22 protein-coding genes are annotated in these 20156 nt (G+C 71.3%); 17 read left to right on the top strand and 5 right to left on the bottom strand.

Translation table 11 applies throughout. The features are described 5' to 3' along the window. Positions 1–50 precede the first annotated feature (50 nt). The 13 genes from BJ964_RS28310 (at position 51) to BJ964_RS28370 (ending at position 11871) form a co-directional block, all read left to right on the top strand. The gene (locus BJ964_RS28310) at positions 51–2354 is read left to right on the top strand and encodes a tetratricopeptide repeat protein (RefSeq protein WP_188123521.1); all 2304 of its coding nucleotides are present in this window, start codon (positions 51–53) and stop codon (positions 2352–2354) included. Positions 2355–2365: 11 nt separating this feature from the next. Continuing rightward, entirely contained in the window at positions 2366–2752 is a 387-nt protein-coding gene (locus tag BJ964_RS28315; protein WP_188123522.1) for a hypothetical protein, read from the top strand. A 78-nt stretch (positions 2753–2830) separates the two neighbouring features. Then, on the top strand, positions 2831–3454 hold the full coding sequence (locus tag BJ964_RS28320; protein WP_188123523.1) for a hypothetical protein: 624 nt from the start codon (positions 2831–2833) through the stop codon (positions 3452–3454). A 47-nt stretch (positions 3455–3501) separates the two neighbouring features. Then, positions 3502–4269, top strand: coding sequence for an SDR family oxidoreductase (locus tag BJ964_RS28325; RefSeq protein ID WP_203832594.1), 768 nt, complete (start codon positions 3502–3504; stop codon positions 4267–4269). A 118-nt stretch (positions 4270–4387) separates the two neighbouring features. Further along, the gene (locus BJ964_RS28330; RefSeq protein ID WP_188123525.1) at positions 4388–5014 is read left to right on the top strand and encodes a DUF2306 domain-containing protein; all 627 of its coding nucleotides are present in this window, start codon (positions 4388–4390) and stop codon (positions 5012–5014) included. A 50-nt stretch (positions 5015–5064) separates the two neighbouring features. Continuing rightward, the gene (locus tag BJ964_RS28335; RefSeq protein ID WP_229806768.1) at positions 5065–5904 is read left to right on the top strand and encodes a hypothetical protein; all 840 of its coding nucleotides are present in this window, start codon (positions 5065–5067) and stop codon (positions 5902–5904) included. Beyond that, entirely contained in the window at positions 5901–6725 is an 825-nt protein-coding gene (locus tag BJ964_RS28340) for a DUF4166 domain-containing protein (RefSeq protein ID WP_188123526.1), read from the top strand. Before BJ964_RS28335 ends, BJ964_RS28340 begins: the two co-directional genes overlap by 4 nt. A gap of 226 nt (positions 6726–6951) precedes the next feature. After that, on the top strand, positions 6952–7821 hold the full coding sequence (locus tag BJ964_RS28345) for an NAD-dependent epimerase/dehydratase family protein (protein ID WP_188123527.1): 870 nt from the start codon (positions 6952–6954) through the stop codon (positions 7819–7821). Then, the gene (locus BJ964_RS28350) at positions 7814–8950 is read left to right on the top strand and encodes a glycosyltransferase family 4 protein (RefSeq protein ID WP_229806769.1); all 1137 of its coding nucleotides are present in this window, start codon (positions 7814–7816) and stop codon (positions 8948–8950) included. Before BJ964_RS28345 ends, BJ964_RS28350 begins: the two co-directional genes overlap by 8 nt. 13 nt (positions 8951–8963) lie before the next feature. After that, on the top strand, positions 8964–9668 hold the full coding sequence (locus BJ964_RS28355; RefSeq protein WP_188123528.1) for a hypothetical protein: 705 nt from the start codon (positions 8964–8966) through the stop codon (positions 9666–9668). Positions 9669–9673: 5 nt separating this feature from the next. Beyond that, the gene (locus BJ964_RS28360; protein WP_188123529.1) at positions 9674–10012 is read left to right on the top strand and encodes a hypothetical protein; all 339 of its coding nucleotides are present in this window, start codon (positions 9674–9676) and stop codon (positions 10010–10012) included. Further along, on the top strand, positions 10013–11104 hold the full coding sequence (locus tag BJ964_RS28365) for a glycosyltransferase family 4 protein (protein WP_188123530.1): 1092 nt from the start codon (positions 10013–10015) through the stop codon (positions 11102–11104). It abuts the gene before it with no gap. Next, positions 11101–11871: a hypothetical protein gene (locus tag BJ964_RS28370; protein WP_188123531.1), complete on the top strand. Its 771-nt coding sequence runs from the start codon at positions 11101–11103 to the stop codon at positions 11869–11871. Before BJ964_RS28365 ends, BJ964_RS28370 begins: the two co-directional genes overlap by 4 nt. A 4-nt stretch (positions 11872–11875) precedes the next feature. On the opposite strand, the gene BJ964_RS28375 is transcribed toward BJ964_RS28370, so the two are convergent. From BJ964_RS28375 to BJ964_RS28385, 3 genes are all read right to left on the bottom strand, one after another. Continuing rightward, positions 11876–12535 (bottom strand): Bax inhibitor-1/YccA family protein, encoded by a 660-nt coding sequence (locus BJ964_RS28375; protein ID WP_188123532.1) that lies wholly within the window; start codon positions 12533–12535, stop codon positions 11876–11878. A 126-nt stretch (positions 12536–12661) separates the two neighbouring features. Beyond that, positions 12662–13660 (bottom strand): hypothetical protein, encoded by a 999-nt coding sequence (locus BJ964_RS28380; protein ID WP_188123533.1) that lies wholly within the window; start codon positions 13658–13660, stop codon positions 12662–12664. Beyond that, positions 13657–14538 (bottom strand): ABC transporter ATP-binding protein, encoded by an 882-nt coding sequence (locus BJ964_RS28385; protein ID WP_188123534.1) that lies wholly within the window; start codon positions 14536–14538, stop codon positions 13657–13659. Before BJ964_RS28385 ends, BJ964_RS28380 begins: the two co-directional genes overlap by 4 nt. A 200-nt stretch (positions 14539–14738) precedes the next feature. Between BJ964_RS28385 and BJ964_RS28390 the strand changes: the two genes are divergently transcribed. From BJ964_RS28390 to BJ964_RS28400, 3 genes are read left to right on the top strand one after another with little or no spacing between them, the layout of a single operon-like run. Beyond that, complete coding sequence (locus tag BJ964_RS28390; RefSeq protein WP_203832595.1) at positions 14739–15971, top strand: sensor histidine kinase; 1233 nt, start codon at positions 14739–14741, stop codon at positions 15969–15971. Beyond that, positions 15968–16630: a response regulator gene (locus BJ964_RS28395; protein WP_188123536.1), complete on the top strand. Its 663-nt coding sequence runs from the start codon at positions 15968–15970 to the stop codon at positions 16628–16630. The genes BJ964_RS28390 and BJ964_RS28395 overlap by 4 nt, the downstream gene beginning before the upstream one ends. A 46-nt stretch (positions 16631–16676) precedes the next feature. Beyond that, positions 16677–17252: an AAA family ATPase gene (locus BJ964_RS28400; protein WP_203832596.1), complete on the top strand. Its 576-nt coding sequence runs from the start codon at positions 16677–16679 to the stop codon at positions 17250–17252. Here the strand turns inward: BJ964_RS28400 and BJ964_RS28405 are convergent, their stop codons facing one another. Next, the gene (locus BJ964_RS28405) at positions 17253–17825 is read right to left on the bottom strand and encodes a transglutaminase-like domain-containing protein (protein ID WP_188123537.1); all 573 of its coding nucleotides are present in this window, start codon (positions 17823–17825) and stop codon (positions 17253–17255) included. It abuts the gene before it with no gap. 293 nt (positions 17826–18118) lie between these two features. Here BJ964_RS28405 and BJ964_RS28410 point away from each other — a divergent pair, with 293 nt between their 5' ends. Further along, positions 18119–19048: an oxidoreductase gene (locus BJ964_RS28410; protein ID WP_188123538.1), complete on the top strand. Its 930-nt coding sequence runs from the start codon at positions 18119–18121 to the stop codon at positions 19046–19048. Positions 19049–19143: 95 nt separating this feature from the next. Here BJ964_RS28410 and BJ964_RS28415 read toward each other — a convergent pair whose 3' ends face one another. Beyond that, positions 19144–20118 carry an Acg family FMN-binding oxidoreductase gene (locus tag BJ964_RS28415; RefSeq protein WP_188123539.1) on the bottom strand — a complete coding sequence of 325 codons (975 nt, stop codon included), beginning with the start codon at positions 20116–20118 and terminating at the stop codon, positions 19144–19146. Positions 20119–20156 lie beyond the last annotated feature (38 nt).

Genomic DNA, 20156 nt, shown 5'->3' on the forward strand with positions numbered 1-20156 from the left:
CGCGGCGCAGCGGGCTACCAGGAGCGATGACCGGCCGCCAGGATGGCGGGATGACGGATTCGAAGCCGCTCGTCGAGAGCCTTCGCCGCCGGATCCGTGCCTACCTCGACGACGGCGACCGGCTGGGCCTGTTCGATCCACGGTCGAACACCGAGGTGGCCGAGTTGACCGAGTTCTGCCTGGCGCATGCCGACTCGGTCGCGGTGGAGGTCGTCGAGACGCTGGCCTGGCTGCACTGGGTGCGCTGGCAGGTCATGCCCGATCAGCGGGATCTGGACATCGCGCAGGCCCTTTTCGGGCAGCTTCGCGATATATATCCCGAGCTGACCCCAGCCGAGTTCCGGAACCCGGACCGGACGCAGTGGCCGTATGCGGGCGCCCGCGTCCTCGACGACCTCGGGCTCGACGCCGATCCGGCTCATCTCGACACCGCGATCGAGCTGTTGGAACAGGGTCTCGACAGCGTGCCCACCGGGGATCCGGATCGTGGCGTACACCTGATGAATCTGGCGAACGGGTACATCCAGCGGTTCGATCGCGCGGGCGCGGCCGCCGACCTCGACGGGGCCGTCCAGACGGCCCTGGACGCGCTGCGTACCGGCCGGTTCGCGGACCTCGGCGCCGACGTCTTCCGGGAGACCCTCGAACGTGCCGTCGACAGACGCCATGATCTGTATCACCGCATCGACGATCTGGACAAGCTCATCGATGTAGCCCGCGCCCGGTGGCGAACCGTGGCCGCCGACGATCCCCGACGGGTCTTCCGTGCCGTGCGCCTGTCCGCAGTCCTGCAGGACCGGTTCGAACGTACCGAGCGGCGATCCGACCTGGACGAGGCCATCACCGTCGAGCGGGCCGCGCTGATCGGCGACCGAACCGATCTTGACGCGGCGCTCGCGGAGATCCGGGACGAGCCGGTGGGCGACCCGGACGTGCGCCTGGCCCGCGTCGTGCTGCTGTCGGGCCACGGCACCTCGCTGTCCGTTCGCTATGGTCTGAGCGGCGTGGACAGCGACCTGGCCGCCGCGATCGTCGTGTGCCGCATCGCCGTCGAGATGATGCCGGAGCGTCCGGCCGGGCCGATCGGTCTCGCGATTGCCCTGCGTATGCGGTTCCTGATCGCGGGTGATCCCGCCGATCTTGAGGAATCGATCCGGCTGGCACGGGCGGCGGGCACCGGCCTCAGCCCCGGCGATCCGGAGTACGGGCACCAACTTGCCGTGCTGAGCCAATCCTTGCGGTACCGCTACGAACACCGGGGCGATCTCACCGACCTCGACGAGGCGGTGTCCACCGGGCGAGCGGCCCTCGGCAATCTGGCCGGCGACGACCCGGAACGGGTGCTCTGCGCCGTGAATCTCCTCAGCGCGCTGCGGGCGCGGGCCGTCCAGCGCGGTGAGCTCAGCGACCTGAACGAGGCGGTCGAGATCGGCCGGACCGGGCTGGCCTCGCTCCCGGCCCGGCACCCGCATCGCCCGGTCTGCCTTTCGAATCTGGCCCTGTCGCTGATGGACCGATTCGAGGCGGTCCACGACCGGTCCGACGCCGACGAGGCGGTCGAGGCGGCCCGTACCGCCGTCGAGATACTCAATCCCACCGACCCGGACCGGCAGGCCTACCACTTCACCCTCAGCCGCATCCTGCGCAGCCGCTACCAGGACACCGGCCGGCCGGACGATCTGGACGGAGCCCTCGAAGCCGCCCGGACCGCCGTCGCCCTGGCCGGTGCGGACCTCCCGACCCGCCTGTATGCCCTGGGCGAGCTGAGCGTCATCCTCACCCAGCGGTTCGCCGAGACCGAGGCCGAAGCGGACCTGGACGAGGCAGTCGAATACGCCCGGCTCGCCGTTGACGCATGCCCGCCCGGCAATCCCAACCGGGCCGGCTACCTCTACCTGCTCGGTCGCGTGTTCGAGGCCCAGAAGCAGGTGGACAGCGCCATCGATGTGTGGCGGGATTCCGTCGGCGCCGGCAGTGGACCACCACGCAACCGCATCTCCGCGGCTCGTGCCTGGGGTGCGGCGGCGGCCCGCCGAGCGCAATGGCGGTCCGCGCGGACCGGGTACGCCGCAGCGGTGGAGCTCATCCCCGTGCAGGCGTGGCGCGGCATCAACCGGGCCAGCCAGGAACTCCTGCTGGCCGACTGGTCCGGGCTCGGCGCCGACGCGGCGGCGTGCGCCGTGCACGCGGGCCCACCCGGCGAGGCGGCCCAGCTGCTGGAGATGGGCCGCAACGTGCTGTGGGGTCAACTGCTGGAGACACGTACCGCCCTGACCGATTCACTGCGGAAACAGGCCCCCGACCTGGCCGAACGCCTGGACACCGTCCGCGCCGCCCTGGACCGCCCGCTCTAGGATCACCGACCATGATCACGATCGGGCGGGCTCGGCACACGTATCTCGCGGTGGGCAGCCCGCGCCGGCTGATGGCGGCGCTCGCCCCCGGGTACGTCCTCGTCCTGGCCGTCGGACTGGCGCTCCAGGACAACATTTGGCTTCTCGCCTTCGGTCTCCCGTATACGCTGTTCGCCGCTGTGCCGCTGCTGTTCCGCGGATCACGCGGCTTCAACTGGGCCTGCTACACGGTGTCGGTTTTGCTGTGGTTGTGCGGGGCCTTCGGCGCGATCCTGTTCATCCCGGCGTTTATCCCGCTGCTGTTCGCCACCCCGCCGTCACTGCGTGCTTCCGCCCTTCATGCCGTCGTGGCGGCCGTCCTGGGCGTGCTGGCCACCGCCATCATCCTGGTGTTCTGACGCGGTGAGGTTCATAGCCGCCGATTCGGCCTACCGGTATAGTCGCGCCGCCCGGTTGATTGATCTTGAGGAATCCGTATGCGAAGCACCCTCGCCGTCCTGGCGCTCGGCGGTTGCCTGTTGACCGCCGCCTGCGGCGAGACCGCGGAGCCGGTCCTGGTGTCGCCGGGCACCTCGGCGATCGCCGCCGGGGCCCCCGCCACCTCGGAACCCGTGTCCTCGCCCGAGCCGGAGACGTCGAAGCCGAAGTCGAAGAAGCCGTCCCCATCCGCGTCGGCGTCGAAACGCAGCCCGTCGCCCAAGCCGACGACCGCCGCCGCGAAGAGCGACCCCGAGGCGGCCTGTGACGCGACCATGAAGGCCGAGGACCGCCTCAACACGGTCAAGGAGGCCAACGGCCCGTTGGCGGTCGGCGACGACGCCACCCCGGCCGAGGTCGCCGCCGCGGTGGCCGCGTTGCGTACCGGCGTTCAGGCCAACGTGCAGGCCGTGACCAAGGCCCGGGGCCTGACCACCGACACGGATGTGCGGGCCGCCCTCGCCGATCTGATCGCGGCCCGCAAGGCGATGATCGCGCTGCTGAACAAGGCCGGCACCGACGCCGGGAAGAAGAACGCGACCCTCAACACGGTGGCCGAGGTGAAAGCGACAATGAACCTCTGGCGGTACCCCGAAGGGCTGTGCATGCCCTACGTCGACTGACCGGGAAAACGTTTGCGCGGGTCCGGCCGGTTGTGGAGGATCCGCCCGTGACGAATCCTGAGCAGACCCGGCCGACCGCACTCCTCACCGGGGTCGGCCGCACCGTCGGGATCGGCGCCGGCATCGCCGCCCGCCTGGCCGCCACCGGGTGGAACATCGCGTTCACCTGCTGGACGCCCTACGACGACCGGATGACCTGGGGTGTCGAGACCGGCGCCACCGAGGCGATCACGAAAACCCTCACCGGGTACGGCGCGGCCGTCACCGCCATCGAGGCCGACCTCGCCGACCCGGCGGCGCCCGCGGCGGTCTACGACGAGGCCGAGCGCCGCCTCGGGCCGGTCACCGCCCTGGTGATGTGTCACGCCGAGTCGGTCGACTCCGGCCTGCTCGACACCACGGTCGAGAGCTTCGACCGCCATTTCGCCGTCAACACGCGGGCCAGCTGGCTGCTGATCCGGGAGCACGGTCAGCGGTACCGCGGCCGCCACGGCGACGGCCGTGTCATCGCGCTGACCAGCGATCACACGGTCGGAAACCTGCCGTACGGGGCGAGCAAGGGCGCCCTCGACCGGATCACCCAGGCCGCCGCCCACGAGCTGGCGCACCTCGGGATCAGCTGCAACGTGATCAATCCCGGTCCGATCGACACCGGCTGGATGTCCGACGAGGGCCGCGAATCGCTGCTGCGGCAGACGCCGCTCGGCCGGCTCGGCACCCCGCGGGACACCGCCAACCTGGTCGCCTTCCTCTGCTCGCCCGAGGGTCAGTGGATCAACGGCCAGCTGCTGCTCAGCAACGGCGGCTTCGCCTGACACTCGCCGGGCGTGGACGGATCGGTCTGAAGTACGGGATCCGGACGGCACTTCAGCACGGGCCGGTTCCGGACCTCGCTCCGATGAGTTCGGCCGCCGCCGTCGCGACGATGGGCGCATGCGAACACAGGTGGCACGATCGAACTGGCTCGTTCCGGGTGCGTTACTGCTTCTCGCCGCGGTTCCGGGGATCGCCGGAAGTCTGCGGCTGGCCGAGTTCGCGGGTGGCGCCCAAACGCTGCCGGACAGCGAGCGGATCACCTCGGCGCCGCTGCCGGTCATCGTGCACATCGTCAGCGTCCTGGTGTTCAGCGTGCTCGGCGCGTTCCAGTTCGCGCCGGGGTTGCGGCGGCGGCGCGGCTGGCATCGGGTGGCCGGGCGGATCGTCGTGCCGGCCGGTCTGGTCGCGGCGCTCAGCGGGCTGTGGCTGAGCCTGTTCCTGCCGCGTTCGCCGATCGACGGTGACGCCACCGCCGCCGTCCGGGTCCTGGTCGTCGTCTACATGGCGGTGTCGCTGTGTCTCGGGCTGGCGGCCGTGCTGCGACGGGATTTCGCCCGGCACCGGGCGTGGATGATCCGCGGTTACGCGATCGGGATGGGCGCCGGCACGCAGGCGTTCACCCAGGGGTTCTGGCTGGCCACGGCGGGGCCGCTGACGATGTGGGGCAAGACCGGGACGCTGGCCGCCGGATGGCTGATCAACATCGTGGTGGCGGAGTGGGTGATCCGGCGAACACGGTCTTGAGCGTCTGCTCAAAACTGCTAGACTTTGAGCACTCGCTCAAAGGGGTTGCCGTGGCCAGGATCTACGTCGAGACGATCATCAGAGCGCCGCTGGACGAGGTCTGGGCCGCGACCCAGGACCATCGGCGGCACGCCCGGTGGGACGTCCGGTTCGGTCGTATCGACCCGGTGCCGGGCAGTGTTCCGGCGGCGTTCACCTACGCCACCGCGGTGCTGCCCGGCGTCGAGATCGCCGGGCACGGCGTGCACAGCGGGGAGCGGCGACAGGCCGACGGTTCCGCCACGTCGGCGCTGCGGTTCGGCTCCGCCGACCCTCGATCGCCCATCAGGGACGGGGCGGGCTACTGGCGCTATGTCCCGGTTCCCGGTGGGGTGCGCTTCTTGACGGGGTACGCCTACCGCACCCGCTGGGGGCGCACCGGCCGTCTGGTCGACCTGGTGTTCGGGCCGGCGTTCGGGTGGGCCACCGCCTGGTCGTTCGACCGGCTGCGCCTGTGGCTGGAACACGGCGTGTCCCCGGAAAGCGCCCGCCGCCGGGCCCTCGCCGAACTGTTGGCACGCGCGGCTCCGGTCGCCGCCGCCGTCACGTTCGACGGCCGCCCGCTCGCCGTCCTGCTCACGCTGGGGCTGGCGCTCGGCGTACCCCCGCACCGGCACACGCCCGCGGCACGACGCTGCCGGCGCCGACCCGGCAAGAGCGACCCACCCGAAATGCGTGCCCCGCTCGAAAGCCGCCACGGGCACGAATCGGGTGCCCCGCTCGAAAGCCGCCGCGGGCACGAATCGGGTGGCCCGCTCGAAAGCCGCCGCGGGCTTGAATCGAACTGCCCGCGAGGGCACAGCGAACCGCTTGTGACGGGTGGCCTGCCCGGCGCGGGGGACCCGCGATGACCTCGGTTTTCGAGCATGCGCTGCGTGCGGATTTCGGGCGGCTGCACCCGCGGCTGCAACGGCGCTTCGGCGTCGACGGCGACCGCGACCAGGGCTGTGTCGGCACCGGCGTGATGGACCGGGTGTGGCGCGGCGGCGCTTTCACCGTGCCGTTCCTGCATGTCGGCACGCTGCGGCACATCCTGTTCCCGGAGACCGGCACCGGTATCCCGTTCACCATCGAGAACTACGCCTACCCGGACACTTTCGGCCGGCCCACGCTGACGTTCGTGCGGACCTTCCAGGTGCGGCCACACCGGCGCCGCCGGTTCGACGCGACCATGGTGTACGACGGCGCCCGCGATACGGTGATCGACTACCTCGGCACCACCCAGCATCTGGCCGTCGACCTGGACGTGTCCGTCGACGCCCGGGGCGGCCTGCGGATCCGCAGCGGGCCGCAGACGTTGCGGGGCGGGGTGCGCTGCCCGGCGGCGGTGACCGGTGAGGCCGAGGTGCACGAGTGGTGGGACGAGCGGGCCGAACGGTTCCGGATCCGGGTGACCGTCACGAACCGGCGGTTCGGGCCGCTGTTCGGCTATCACGGCAGTTTCACGGCGGCCTATGTCCCGGCCGGTTCGCCGGTTCCGGCCGCCGTCCGCCCGCTGCGGGAGAACCCGAGCGGTGCCCGCGCCCGACCCCGCGCGCTGGAGAACCCGAGCGCCGACCGCGCCCGACCCGGCGCGCTGGAGAACCCGAGCGCCGACCGCCCCCGGCCCGCCGGCGCCGGCGCGGTGGACATCCGGTCAAGATCAATCGGCCGCAGATCTCCGGCGGCTTAGCCCGGCTGGAACCAGCCCGGTTGGCTGGAACCAGCCCGGTTTGGCTGGAACCAGCCCGGTTTGGCTGGAACCAGCCTCGCTTGTTGGAGCCCGCCCCCGTTGGCTGGAACCTGCCCCGCTGGCTGGAGACCGCCCCCGCCGGGCGGACCGTCGCCGTGCCGAACCGGCCGGTCTCCGTGCTCCCGGGCTGCTCCCGGCGGACGACCCACCGGATAGAGTGCCGCGTGTGCGGGTTGTGGTGACGGGGGCGTCCGGTTTCATCGGCGGGCATCTCGTGCACGCGCTCACCGGGCAGGGCCACGACGTGGTGCCGGTCGACGTGAACGGCCCGGACCGGTGCGATCTCGCCACCGGCGACCTCACCGCGCTGGCCGGGGCCGACGTGGTCCTGCACCTGGCGGGCCGGCCCGGGGTGCGCGCGTCGTGGGGTGACGGCGCGGCGGCTGCCTGGCGGGACAACGTCACCGCCACCGAACGCCTGCTCGCCGCCTGTGCGGCCACCCGGCCCCGATTCGTGCTGGCGTCGAGTTCGTCGGTGTACGGCAGCGCCGACCGCCCGTGCGCCGAGGACGACCCGATCGACCCGCGCAGCCCGTACGCCGCCTCGAAGGCCGAGGCGGAACGGCTCGCGCACAAGGCCGCGGCGAACGGCCTGCCGGTCGTCATCCTGCGCTACTTCTCGGTGTACGGGCCCGGGCAGCGCCCGGACATGGCGTTCCACCGGTTCATCGAGGCGGCCCTCGACGGTTCACCAGCCCCGCTGTACGGCGACGGCGCCCAGAGCCGCTCGTTCACCTACGTCGGCGACGTGGTCGACGCGACCGTCCGCGCCGCGGGGACGCCGCTGCCGCCGGGGACCGTCCTGAACATCGGCCACCCCACGACGACCAGCCTGCGCGACGCCCTCGACCGCATCGCCGACCTGCTGGGAACCCCTGCGCCGACCGTTGCGAAGGACGTCGCGCCCGGCGACGTGGCCAGAACATGGGCGGGCACCACCCGGGCCGCCGAACTGCTCGGCTGGACGGCGACGACCGGCCTGGACGACGGCCTGGCCGCACAGATCGACTGGCATCGGGGGAGGCGCCGTGCATAGGGCCGCATATCTGGCGTTCGACCGGTTCCCGTCGGCCAAGGGCTCGGCCGTGCACATCCGGCACATGGCGGCCGAACTGTTCGACCGGTACGGCGGCGGCCTGCTCTGCGTGCTCGGCGGTGGCGAGCTGCCCGCCTACCAGCGTGAGGGCGGCGTGGAGATCGTCCGGTTCACCGATGTGGTGCCGAACCTGCTGGACCGGGCCGAGGCGTTCTCCCGGTGGGCCGCCGACCGGCTCGCCCCGCACCGCGACACCCTGGAGATCTGCCACGTCCGCGACCCGTGGGGCGCGCTACCCGCACTGTCCACCGGCGCCCGGCTGGTCTACGAGGCGAACGGCCTGCCGTCCGTCGAACTGCCGTACCACTGGCCACTGGCCGCACCCAGTACCCTTTCCAAGATCCGTGAACTGGAGGAGCACTGTCTCCAGGAATCGGATGCGGTGGTCGTACCCTCGCGGGTGATCTTGAAAGCGGTGACCGACCGCGGCGCCGGACCGGACCGCGTGCATCTCGTCCCGAACGGCGCCGACCCGGTGCCGGCCGACGTGCCGCGACCACCCACCGCGCCGGGCCGTTACGTGATCTACGTGGGCGCGCTGCAGCCGTGGCAGGGCGTCGACGTGCTGCTGCGGGCCTTCGCCCGGCTCGCCGACCTCACCGACCTGACCCTGGTCGTCTGCTCGTCGGTGTCCCCGGCGCGGGCCCGCCCGCTGCGCCGCCTCGCCGAACGCCTCGGTGTCCGGATCCAGTGGGAGCACCAGATTCCGCACGCCGACGTGGCCGCCTGGCTGGCGCACGCCGAACTGTCGGTGGCCCCGTTGACCGCCGGCCCCCGCAACCTCGACCAGGGATGCAGCCCGATCAAGGTGTGGGAGTCGATGGCGGCCGGAACTGCGGTGGTCGCCTCGGACCTGCCAGTGATCCGCGAGGTGCTCGGCGACCACGGCCGGCTCGTGCCACCGGACCGGCCGGCCGAACTGGCCCGCGCCATCCGGGTGCTGCTGGAGTACCCGGACGCCTGCCGGGACCTGGGCGAGCGCGCCCGCCGCCACGTCGAGGACGGGTTCACCTGGAAACACGCGCGCGCCAGGCTGGCCGACGTGTACGACCGGGTCGAAGCCCACTGATACGGTCCGGGTCATGTTCTGGCGCAAGCAGAAGGCGGCCATCGCGGGATTCCACCCGCTGCACCAGGCGCTCATCTTCGAACGAGGGTTCGCCGCGACCCATCCGGCCGCCGAATGGGCCGCTCTGGCCGCCAGTCTGCACCGGCACGCCGGGCTGATCCGCCGCCCCAAATGGGCGCTGCCGCCTCGGGCGATGGACGTGATCCTGCCACTGCTCACCGAGATCTGCGAGGACCTCGGCCCGAAGGGCGTCCTCGCCGTCACGGCCGACCTGCGCGGCATCCACGCCCACGGCAAGTCGCATCCGGCCCGCAGCATCCCGGTGCGGCCACCGGCCCGCTCGGCCACCGAGACCTGGTCGATCGACCCGTGGCTGCGCCTGCACGCCGGCCTGCGCGACGGCAGCAGCCTGGACATCCTGCTCGTCGACCGGGAGCGCATGCGCCGCGTCAACAAACGCAGCCGCAGCGGAAAGACGAAAATCAAGCGGAAGACGCAGATCACCCAACTGATCAAAGTCCGCCGCCGGCTCCCGCGCGGCGTGGCCGGGGCCCGCCCGCAGACCGCGCCACCGGCCTGGATCGGCGTGACCCTGCGCGACGGGGAGCGCCGCAGCGTGCTCGCCGCCGCCAAACTGTTGCGGCTGCCGCAGTCCGCCGACGAGCAGCTCGACCGGATCCTGACGGTCGCCACCGAAACCTTCCGCTGGACGAGGTAGATCTGATGACGCCCTGCGCGGTCACGACCGGCTTCTTCACCCTCGGCAAGTGCGGGCAGATGGCGGTCGCCGGCTGTCCCGCCTGCGGCCGGGCCGTCTGCGCCGACCACCTCGCCGACGGCGGGCTGTGCCCGGAGTGCGCGGCCGCCCGCAACCGGTTCGGCCATCCGGCCGCGGCCGCCGCCGCCCGCCGTCGTACCTACCGGCAGCGGCAGTCCCAGTACTACGGGGACACCGTCTACTACAGCGGCTTCGACGACTACGACCGGGCCGCGTTCGAGCCGGGTGCCGCCGCCGACCAGGACTACCTCGACGACGGCGACGACGCCCTGGTGGACAGCTGAATGCGGTTGCTCTGGATCACCGAGAACTTCCCGCCAAGCCCGGGCGGCATGGCGAACTCCTGCGACCGCATCGTCCGCGGGCTGCGGGGCGCCGGTGTCGACGTCGACGTCGTCCACCTGAGCCGTCGTGGCACCGCCCAGCGGGTCACCGGCGTACGGACCGTGCCGCTCACCGACGACCCGGAACACACGCTGCGCCTGCTCTGGACCGGCCTCGCCCCGGTGATCGGCGACTACACCCACATCGTGGCGTTCGGCGGCACCTATCCGTTGCTGTCCGCGCCCGTCTACGCGGCCTGGTCCGGGCTGCCGCTGATCACCCTGCTGCGCGGCAACGACTTCGACACCGGCATGTTCTCGCTGCGCCGCCAGCCGGTCGTCCTCGAGGCGCTGCGCTCGTCGGCCCACGTCTGCGTCGTCGCCGCGAACACCGCGCCGCTGGTGTCCGCGCTGGCCCCGCACACCCCGGTCACCTGGGTCGCCAACGGCATCGACACCACCGAGTGGCGGATCCTGCCGTCCGAACGACGCGAAGCGCAGGCGTGGCGGGACAGGCACGTGGCGCCGGGGAAACGCACCGTCGGCGTCATCGGCCAGCTGAAGAACAAGAAGGGGGTACGGCTGCTGCTCGACGCCGTCGCCGCGGGCCGGCACGACCTGCACGTCATCCTGGCCGGTGACCTCGAACCCGGCATCGGCGAGTTCCTGGCGGCCCACCCGGAGATCGCCTATACGGCGCTGCCGTTCCAGGACCGCTACCAGCTGCTGTCCGTCTACGCCGCCTGTGATCTGGTGGCGCTGCCGTCGTTCTACGACGGGTTGCCCAACGTCGCCCTCGAGGCGGCCGCCCTCGGCATCCCGCTGCTCGCCTCCGATGCCGGTGGGCTCGCCGACCTGGTCGATGACACGATCGGGTTCCCGTTCCCGGCCGGTGACCCGCATGCCTGCCGGGCCGCCGTGCACCGTGCCGCGAACGCCACCGCCGACCAGTTGGCCGTTTTGGGCGCGGCCGCCGAGCGGCGGGTCCTCGACCGGTTCGGGGTGGCCGCCGAGACCGAGGGCTACCTGAAGGTCCTGGCCGCCGTGCCGTGATCGTCTGCTATGCGCAGGGTGGCGGGCTGGGGCATCTCACCCGGATTCGCGCCTACCTGCACACCTGCCACGGCGACGAGCCGGCGACGATCCTGAGCACGTCGCCGTTCACCGCCGACCCGCGGGTGCTCGGCCCGCACCGGCTGCTGCCCACGTCGGCGCTGCCCACGTTGCGCCCGTCGTTGCTGGTGGTGGACGCGTTCCCGGCCGGCATCGACGGTTCGCTGTCGGCCGCGTCGGTTCCGCCGGGGGCGCGGACCGTGCACCTGGCGCGGCTGCTGCGCTGGGACGTCTACCGCCCGTTGATGCCCGTGGACCCGATCCGCTACGACCGGATCTGGGCGGTCGAGGAACTCGGCGACTCCCCGCTGCCCGTGACCGGCCCGTTGTCCCTGGCCGACCCGCCGGCCGCCGGGGACCCCGATCCGTCCGGCGTCGCGGACGGCGCCTGGCTCATCGTTCACTCCGGGCCTTCGGCCGAGATCCAGGAGCTCATCGGGTACGCCCGTGACTGCGCCGACCTCGAAGGCGCCCGCCCCCGGTTCGTGCTGGTGGCGCCGCACCGCCCGGCCGGGCTGCCGTCCGCGGTCGGCCACCTCGACCCGTACCCGGCGTGGCCGCTCTTCGCCCGCGCCGAGCGGGTCGTCACCGCGGCCGGATTCAACGCGGTCCGCCAGATGCGGCCGTGGCGGGAACGGCACCTGATGCTGCCGTTCCCGCGCCGCTTCGACGACCAGTTCACGCGAGCCGCCCGCGCCCGCTCCTGACCGGTCAGCGGTTGCCGCCTCGGAAGATCCGCAGGAAGAAGAGGAACACGTTCAGGATGTCCAGGAAGATCGATGCCGCCAGCAGCGGGGCCGAGTCGATGTCCCGCGAGCGCCGCAGCCGCTGGAAGTCGAACATGATGAAACCCGCGAAGATCACCAGGCCGAGGATCGAGTAGATCAGCGCGCCACCCGGGATGTTCACGAAGATCAGTACGATGCCGAAGATCAGCAGGCCGACCAGCGCCCAGAAACACAGCCGGGCCAGCGCCGACAGGTCACGGCGGGTGGCGTACCCGGCGGCTCCGAAACCGGCGACGAACAGCGCGGTGGCCGCCCCCGCCTGCCACAGCGCCTGCGGGTCGGTGTTCGCGTAGTAGACCAGCGTCGGCGCGAGCGCGACACCCATCAGCAACCCGAACGCGCCGAGCAGCGCGACCGTCGTCTCCTTCGACTTGCGGACCGTGAACTGCATGGCGATCAGGGCCGCGAACGACGCCAGATAGGCCATGAACGCGGCGAAGCTCGGCAGGTTGCGGCCGAGGTAGGCGCCGAGCGCGAACAGCGCGGTCGTGCCCGCCACGTACCCCATGGTCTGCCCGAACAGGGTGTGGCCGCGATCCCGGGTGGCCATCGCGGCCGGACGGTACGGATAGGCGTCGTCCATCGGAAGTCCTCCGCGGTCGTGGTGGTCTCGCCCCCCACTCTGACCCCGCGCGATCATCCTGACTTCCTTCGCCAGGGATGAGATCCGGCGTCACCTACGGTCGAGGACCTTCACCTGCCTGCGATTTCAGTTGATCCGGTGGCGGATCCACCAGAAGCAGAACGCGGCGAGCAATGCGGCCAGCCCGATGAAGACTCCGGCCTCCGCCCATTGCAGTGGCCAGAAGTGGGTGCCGGGGTGGTAGAGGGCATCCTGACGCAGGCCGAGCGATCCGAGCCACTCGTGGCACTTGACCTGGGTGCCGTTCGGGCCGCAGACCGTGAGGTCGGCAGGGCCGGTGAATGTGGTTCCGTCGCTCGTGATGGTCCGGTTGCTGATCGTCCAGGTGTTCGGCACGTCATCGCCGAAGACCTCCATCGCACCGGTGTCGCCACTGATGGACATCCCGCCGAGGTTCCCGGCGGTCAGCGGGGCCGTGTGCTGTTGGGCCGGGACCAGGTGCGCCCGCGCCCACAGTGGCATGGCCGCCGCCGCTGCCACGTAGACCGCCAGTGTCGTGGCCATGGCTGGAACGGTCCGGCGGATGAGCATCCCCACGGTGGCGCCCAGCAGGAAGGCGAAGATGGCGTACGCGACGGGCACGATCCCTCGCGCCCCGAACACCAGTGGCGTGATCCTGTCGTGCGAGGCGCTGTCGAGGCGCTGCGACCAGACGGTCACCGCCCAGCTGAGCAGGCCGGTGGCCGCCACGACGAGGGCGCCGCCCACCGTGAGTTCGGCGACCAGCCAGCGGGTACGGGTCACCGACTGGTTCCAGGCCAGGCGATGGGTGCCGGTCTCCACTTCGCGGGCGATGAGCGGAGCGCCCCAGAAGACCCCGATCAGGGCCGGCACCACGTACAGGGCGGCCATGGCGGCGAGGGCCGCCGGGAAGGCGGCGCTGTCGTTGAACCGGATGAGAAATGCGGTCGTGACGCCGGCACAGTCACTCGAGCACGCCGCGACGTCGGCGTACAGGTTGGTGATGGTGAGTGCGGTGACGGCCAGCAGGACGCCGAAGGCCGCAAGCGCTGCCGCGGCGATCGCCGCCCGGGTGCGGAACTGACGCCAGGTGAACCAGATCATCGGGTGGGCTCCCCTGCGGGCCGAGACGACATGGCCTGCGACATGTAGGCCAGCACCAGGTCTTCGAGGGTGGGCTGCGTGACGGTGAACGACCCGAGCGGAACGTCGGCGCGGACGATGAGCGTGGACTGCCGCTCGGTGTGGCCTTCCTCGATGACCTCCACGCCGCCGGGCAGGTCGGCGAGTTCACGCCGGGTGCCGGTGAGCCGGAAGTGCCCGGCCAACAGGTCGTCGACGTCGCCCGCGATCTGCACCCGGGAAGCGACCAGCACGACGAGGTAGTCGCAGATGCGTTCCAGATCCGACACCAGATGGGAGGAGAGGATGACGCTGGCCTTGTCCTCCGCGGTGACGCTCATCAGCCCTTTCATGAACTCCCGCCGGGCCATCGGGTCCAGGCTCGCCACCGGCTCGTCGAGGATGAGCAGCTCCGGCCGTTTCGCGATGGCCAACGTGAGGGCGAGCTGCGCCCGCTGCCCGCCCGAGAGTTTGCCGGCCTTCTGCCGCGGATCCAGGCCGAGCTGGGCGATCCTCTTCTCGGCCGTTGCCTGGTCCCAGTGCGGATTGGTGCGGGCGCCGAATCGCAGATGATCGATGATGGACAGGTTCGCATAGGTCGGTGTGTCCTGCGCGACGAAACCGACTTTGCCCAGTTGGTCCGCGCCGGAGGCCGGGTGGCCGCCGAGGACCTCGATGGTGCCCGCCGTCGGGGCGAGCATGCCGGCCGCCAGCTGCAGCAGGGTCGTCTTGCCGGCGCCGTTCGGGCCGACGAGACCGACGACCCGGCCCGCCGGGATGTCGAGGGTGCAGCCGGACAACGCGTGGTGTCGTCCGAATCGCTTGGTCAGACCCACGGTCTTCAGCGCGGGGGTGGTCATGTGGGCTCCTCGGTGGGGATGCGGACGCTGTTCGTCACGGTCACAGGCTGCGCATCGCCGGATCGGTCGCGCACCTGTCCGTGGTCATGTTCCGAATCCTGACTTTCGACGGGTGCCCGGTGGCCGCGCCGAGGTTTAGGGTGGCGCCTGGTATGAGGATTCACGTGGCGGTCCCATGGGGCGCCTTACGCAGATCGAGCTTGCAGGACGCCGGCCTCGCCGCCCTCCTGCTGATCGGCACGTGGGCGGTCGACGGTGCCACCGCGACCCCGGTGACCAGCGGTTGGTTTGCCGAGGTGGCCTGGTTGCGGGGAGCGCCGGCAAGGTGGGTCCTGATCGGGGTCTGTATCGCCGCGGTGGCGGTGCGCCGCAGGTGGCCGATTCCGGCGTTCGCCGCGGCGTCGCTCGCCGCCGTGGTGCAGATGGCGCAGGCGGTAGCACCGGTGGCCGCCGACCTGGCCGTTCCGGTCATCCTCTACACGATCGCCGCTCAGCGACGGCGCGAGGTGTCGCTCGCGCTGCTCGGCTCCGCCCTGGCCGTGGCGACGGCATGGTCGGTGTACGTGGCGCTCGACGGCAGGACGGACGGCTGGTTCTACAAAGGGCCTTTCGGCGTCGGCGGAGAGGTGCGTGCGCCGGACTTCGCGATGTTCGGGCCGGCGGACTGGGGCGGGATCCCGGTGCTCGGCTCCACCATGGTCGTCGCCTGGGCGATCGGGTGGGGTGTCCAGAGCCGCCGCGCCTATCTCGGCGAGCTCAGGGCGCGGGCACGAGACCTGGAGCGTGAGCGCGACCAGCAGGCCGCGCTGGCAGTCGCCGCCGAACGGGCCAGGATCACCCGCGAGCTGCACGACGTGGTGGCGCACGGCCTGGCCGTCATCGTGATGCAGGCGCAGGGCGGCGCCGCGGCGTTCGCCAAGCGGCCCGCCGACACCCTTGCCGCGCTGGACACCATCGCGGCGACCGGCCGAGCCTCGCTCGCCGACATACGTCACGTGCTGTCCGCGTCCGGGCAGATCGACGGCCCTGCGCAGCCGGTGCCGGGCCTGGCGCAGCTGCCCCGCCTCGTCGAGCAGGTGCGGCAGGCGGGCACCCCGGTTCAGCTGCACATCAACGGATCGCTGCGTCCGCTGCCCGCCGGCGTGGACGTCTCGTCGTACCGGATCATCCAGGAAGCGCTGACCAACACCATGAAGCATGCCGGCCCGGGAGCCGGCGCCCAGGTGACGGTGTCCTTCGGCAGCGACGAGCTCAGGCTTGAAGCCGGCGACAACGGCACCGGCGAGTCGGCCTCCGGCGGGACCGGCAACGGACTGAGGGGCATGCGGGAACGCGCGGCGCTGTTGGGCGGCGAGGTGGCCGCCGGCCCGGGGCCGGACGGTGGCTACGTCGTGCGGGCCCGTTTCCCCCTCGATGCGGGAGAAACCGCATGATCCGTGTGCTCCTGGTCGACGATCAGGCTCTGCTCCGCGCCGGCCTGCGGATGATCCTCGAGAACGCCGAGGACCTGGACGTCGTCGGGGAGGCCGACGACGGCGCGAGGGCTACCGCCCTGGCGATGGAAACGATTCCCGACGTCATCCTGATGGACATCCGGATGCCCGAGGTCGACGGACTGGAGGCCACCCGCCGCATCCGCGCGTCGCTTCCGGACGGCCCGCGCATCCTGATTCTCACGACCTTCGATCTCGACGAGTACGTGTACTCCGCACTGCGGGCCGGCGCCAGCGGATTCCTGCTCAAGGACACCCTCGCCGCCGATCTACTGTCCGCGATCCGCGTGGTGGCCAGGGGCGACGCCATCGTCGCACCACCGATCACCCGGCGGCTGATCGAACGCCACATCGGCACGTCCGGCGACCCGCTGCCCCGCACCGAGGCCGAGCTCCGCGTCCTCACCGAGCGAGAACGCGAGGTGCTCGAACTGATCGCCCGAGGCCTGTCCAACGCCGAGATCGCCGGCCGCCTCTTCCTCACCGAGGGAACCGTGAAGGGCCACGTCAGCCGCATTCTGACAAAGCTCGGTCTACGGGACCGGGTACAGGCAGTGATCTTCTCCTACGAGTGCGGCCTGGTCCGCGCCGGCGCATGATGATCCAGCACGACCTGCGTCGCAGATCATCGGTATCTTTGCGTCCGTGACCGGAACGCTGCTGTTCATCGTCGGGCCGCCGGCCGTCGGGAAGATGACCGTGGGGGAGCGGATCGCGGCCCGGACCGGGTTGCGGCTGTTCCACAATCATCTGGCGATCGAGCCGGTGCTGCGTTTCTTCCCGTTCGGCAGCCCGCCCTTCCACCGCCTGGTGGAGGGATTCCGCCGGGAGATCGTCGAGGAGGTGGCGGCCAGCGACCTGCCCGGCCTGATCTTCACCTACGTGTGGGCGTTCGACGAGCCGGCCGACGAGCAGGCGATCACCCGGTACGCCGAGCCGTTCCGCAGCCGCGGCGGCCGGGTGCTGCACCTGGAATTGGAGGCGGCCCAGCAGGAGCGGCTACGGCGTAACGAGGGCGCGTCCCGGCTGGCCGAGAAGCCGTCCAAACGGGACCGGGACGCGTCCCGGCGCAATCTGCTCGCCCTGGACGAGCGGTACGACCTCAACTCCGGTGGCCGCTTCGACGACCGCCCCGACTACCTGCGGATCGACAACACCCACCTGGAACCCGCCGAGGTGGCCGAAACGGCCATCACCCACTTCCGTCTCGCCACGATCTGATCAGGGTGCGGCGGGTAGCCCGCTGCGGCACAGTTCCAGCACGTCGTCGGCGCCACGCAGCGCGGCGACCACGGTGGGTGACGGCGACACGTGCACCTCGGGCAGATCGCCCTCGCCGGCCGGGAAGGCGAGCCGCTCCTCGCCGAGCCGGAACTGTGCGTCGATGCCGGGCCGGTTGCCGCGCGGATCCTGCCGGTGCCAGCGGCCGTCGAGATGGACGGCGACGAGCCCGTGCAGCACCGGCCCGCTGTCGCCGGCCAGTCGCTGGTAGCACAGTCCGGTGGGGACGCCGCCGGCCCGGCTGACCGCCGCCAGCAGGTGCGACTTGGCATAACACAGCCCGACCCGGGCGTCGAGCACCTCACTCGCGGTGAGCGTGACCCGAGGGTCCCGCGCGTCGATCGAGTGCTGGACCCGGTCCCGTACCCACTCGAAAGCGGCCCGCGCGAACTCCGCGTCCGAGGGGTGGGCCGCGCGTAGTTCGGCGGCCAATGCGCGTACCCCCGGATGGTCTGTCTCGACGATGTCGTCGGCGCCGAGATAGTGCGAGGGGTCGCCAGCTCGAAGATCCATTTCTAGAGTGTCCCGGATGGGGTACGACTTTTACATCACCCGGGCCGCGAACTGGTTCGAGAGCGAGACCGACCCGATCAGCCGGTCGGACTGGGAGGAACTCGCGGCGAGGCGTTCGAGCAATTGGTCAAGGTCTTGTCTGGTGTAGCGCCAGTCGAACGGTCGGGCAGCGAAAGTTGTAGTGCTGTTCGAACGCCTCCAGCCGGGCGGCGACGTCGGCCAGCGGCCACCGCCTTCCACTGGATCCGACGAAGGGCTGTCCCCGCAGCACGGGACGAAAGATCATGGACGGAATGACCACTTCTGTTGCGGGCGTCCGATGGACGGCTGCGGACATCCCGGACCAGACCGGCCGGACAGCCGTCGTCACCGGCGCCAACAGCGGCCTCGGCTACGAGACCTGCCGGGCGCTGGCACGGCACGGCGCTCGCGTCGTCATGGCCGTCCGGGACAAGGACAAGGGCCGGGCCGCCCAGGACCGGCTGCGCGCCGAAGCACCGCCCGGTGAGGTGGTGCTGGAACGGCTCGACCTGGGCGACCTCGGCTCGGTGCGGGCGTTCGCGGCGACCCTCCTCGACGCTGGAACGCCGGTGGACGTGCTGGTCAACAACGCCGGCATCGGGATGCCACGACGCTCGCTGACCGCCCAGGGCTTCGAGTCGCAGTTCGGCGTCAACCACCTCGGGCACTTCGCGCTGACCGGACTGCTGCTGCCGCTGCTGCGCCGGCGCGCTGGCGCACGGGTGGTGACCGTCAGCTCCGACGCCTACCGCGGCGGATCCATCCACTTCGACGACCTGACCGGCGAGCGGTCCTACCGGCCGGCCACGTTCTACCGGCAGTCCAAACTCGCCAACGTGCTGTTCGGGCTGGAGCTGGACCGCCGGTTACGTGCGGCTGCGGTGCCGGTAGCCAGCCTGTTGGCCCACCCGGGCTTCGCCAGCACCAACATGCCGGCATCCGGTTCGGGCGGGCTGGTCGGGATGGCTCTGCGGATCGCCAACGCGCTGGCGCAGCCCGCCGAACGAGGCGCGTGGAGCCAGCTTTGCGCGGCCACCGCACCCGGCGTCGAGGGCGGGCAGTTCTTCGGGCCCGGCGGCCTGGCCGGCACGAGAGGGCATCCGGTCCTGATACGGCCCGTTGCGAAGGCCACCGATGCGCAGACGGCCGAGCGACTATGGCAGGTCTCGACGAACCTCACCGGCATCCTGTACGAGTTCTGACAGAAGGCTCCTGGATGCTTGTGACCCCCGACCGACCAACGACGCGGATCACCAAGTAGGGGCGTCCGCTCCACAGACACCGTGGACGTGGCCGGCTATCCGTGCTCGGCAAGCAGGGATGGTGCAGCGGGTACAAGCACCTCTGCCGGTGTGCGCCGGGCGGCGGTGGAGACGCCGCGGCTACGCCCCAGCTGGAACAGCATCTGCGGGTACCCGCCACCGGTCAGTGCGGCCATCCGGGCGCGGACCGACGGCACCTCCAGCGGCTGCGTGTAGATCGCGGCGTTGACGCCATGGCGAGCGGCGTGCAGCAGCATGCGCTGCAACGCCTCCCCGGCACGCAACCACGCCATCGGGTCGTCCCTGCCGGAGGCCAGCAGTATCGTGGTCGCCCGCCGGTCCGGCAGGGCGTCCGGACGGGTGTCGCGGAACCGGACAGGCGTCGTGCCGGCGGGCGGATCCGGCTCGGGCGAGACGATGCCGTCGCGCTCCGGGGTGTCCGCGGCGCGCAGCCAGTACGTGAGCTCGTCTTGTACGGGCGGTTGGCGAAGCTGTATCCGCTGTGCCGCAGTGGTCAGCCGGGTCATCCGGCGTAGCTTGCGCTGGTCACGGATCAGGCAGGCACGGACGCCGGCCGAGCGCGCGAGGGTTGTCAGCCGGGCCAGCAGTGCGGGCGCGACCGCGATGTCGGCGAACCGGCCCCGGTGCGTGTGCCGGTCCAGAACGGCGTGGAACATGTCCAGCTCCTGCTGGCCGGGTGAGTAGGCTGGACCCGCCGCGACGTGGGCCAGCAGATTCGGCTGGGCGGGATCCGGCAGTCTTCGTACCACCGCCTGATGGCCGAACCAGCGTATTCCGAGAACCAGCGTGGCCAGCGCCGCGCCGCAGCTGATCACCAGCTCACGCCCGGCCGGGTCGGCAGCCGGCAGGGCCTGGCAGCGGTCGGCCCACACCTCGATCGTTCCGTCGTCCCGGTGGGCGAACCGCCAGGGCTGTGTGTTGTACACGGACGGCGCCCGCACCGAGGCGCCGACGAGGAATTCAGCCGTGTCGGGACCTATGCGCACCATCGCGCCACCATTCTGCACAATCGACGGCCCCGGGTAGG

Origin of the sequence: Actinoplanes lobatus, from assembly GCF_014205215.1 — a bacterium.
Lineage (GTDB): Bacteria > Actinomycetota > Actinomycetes > Mycobacteriales > Micromonosporaceae > Actinoplanes > Actinoplanes lobatus.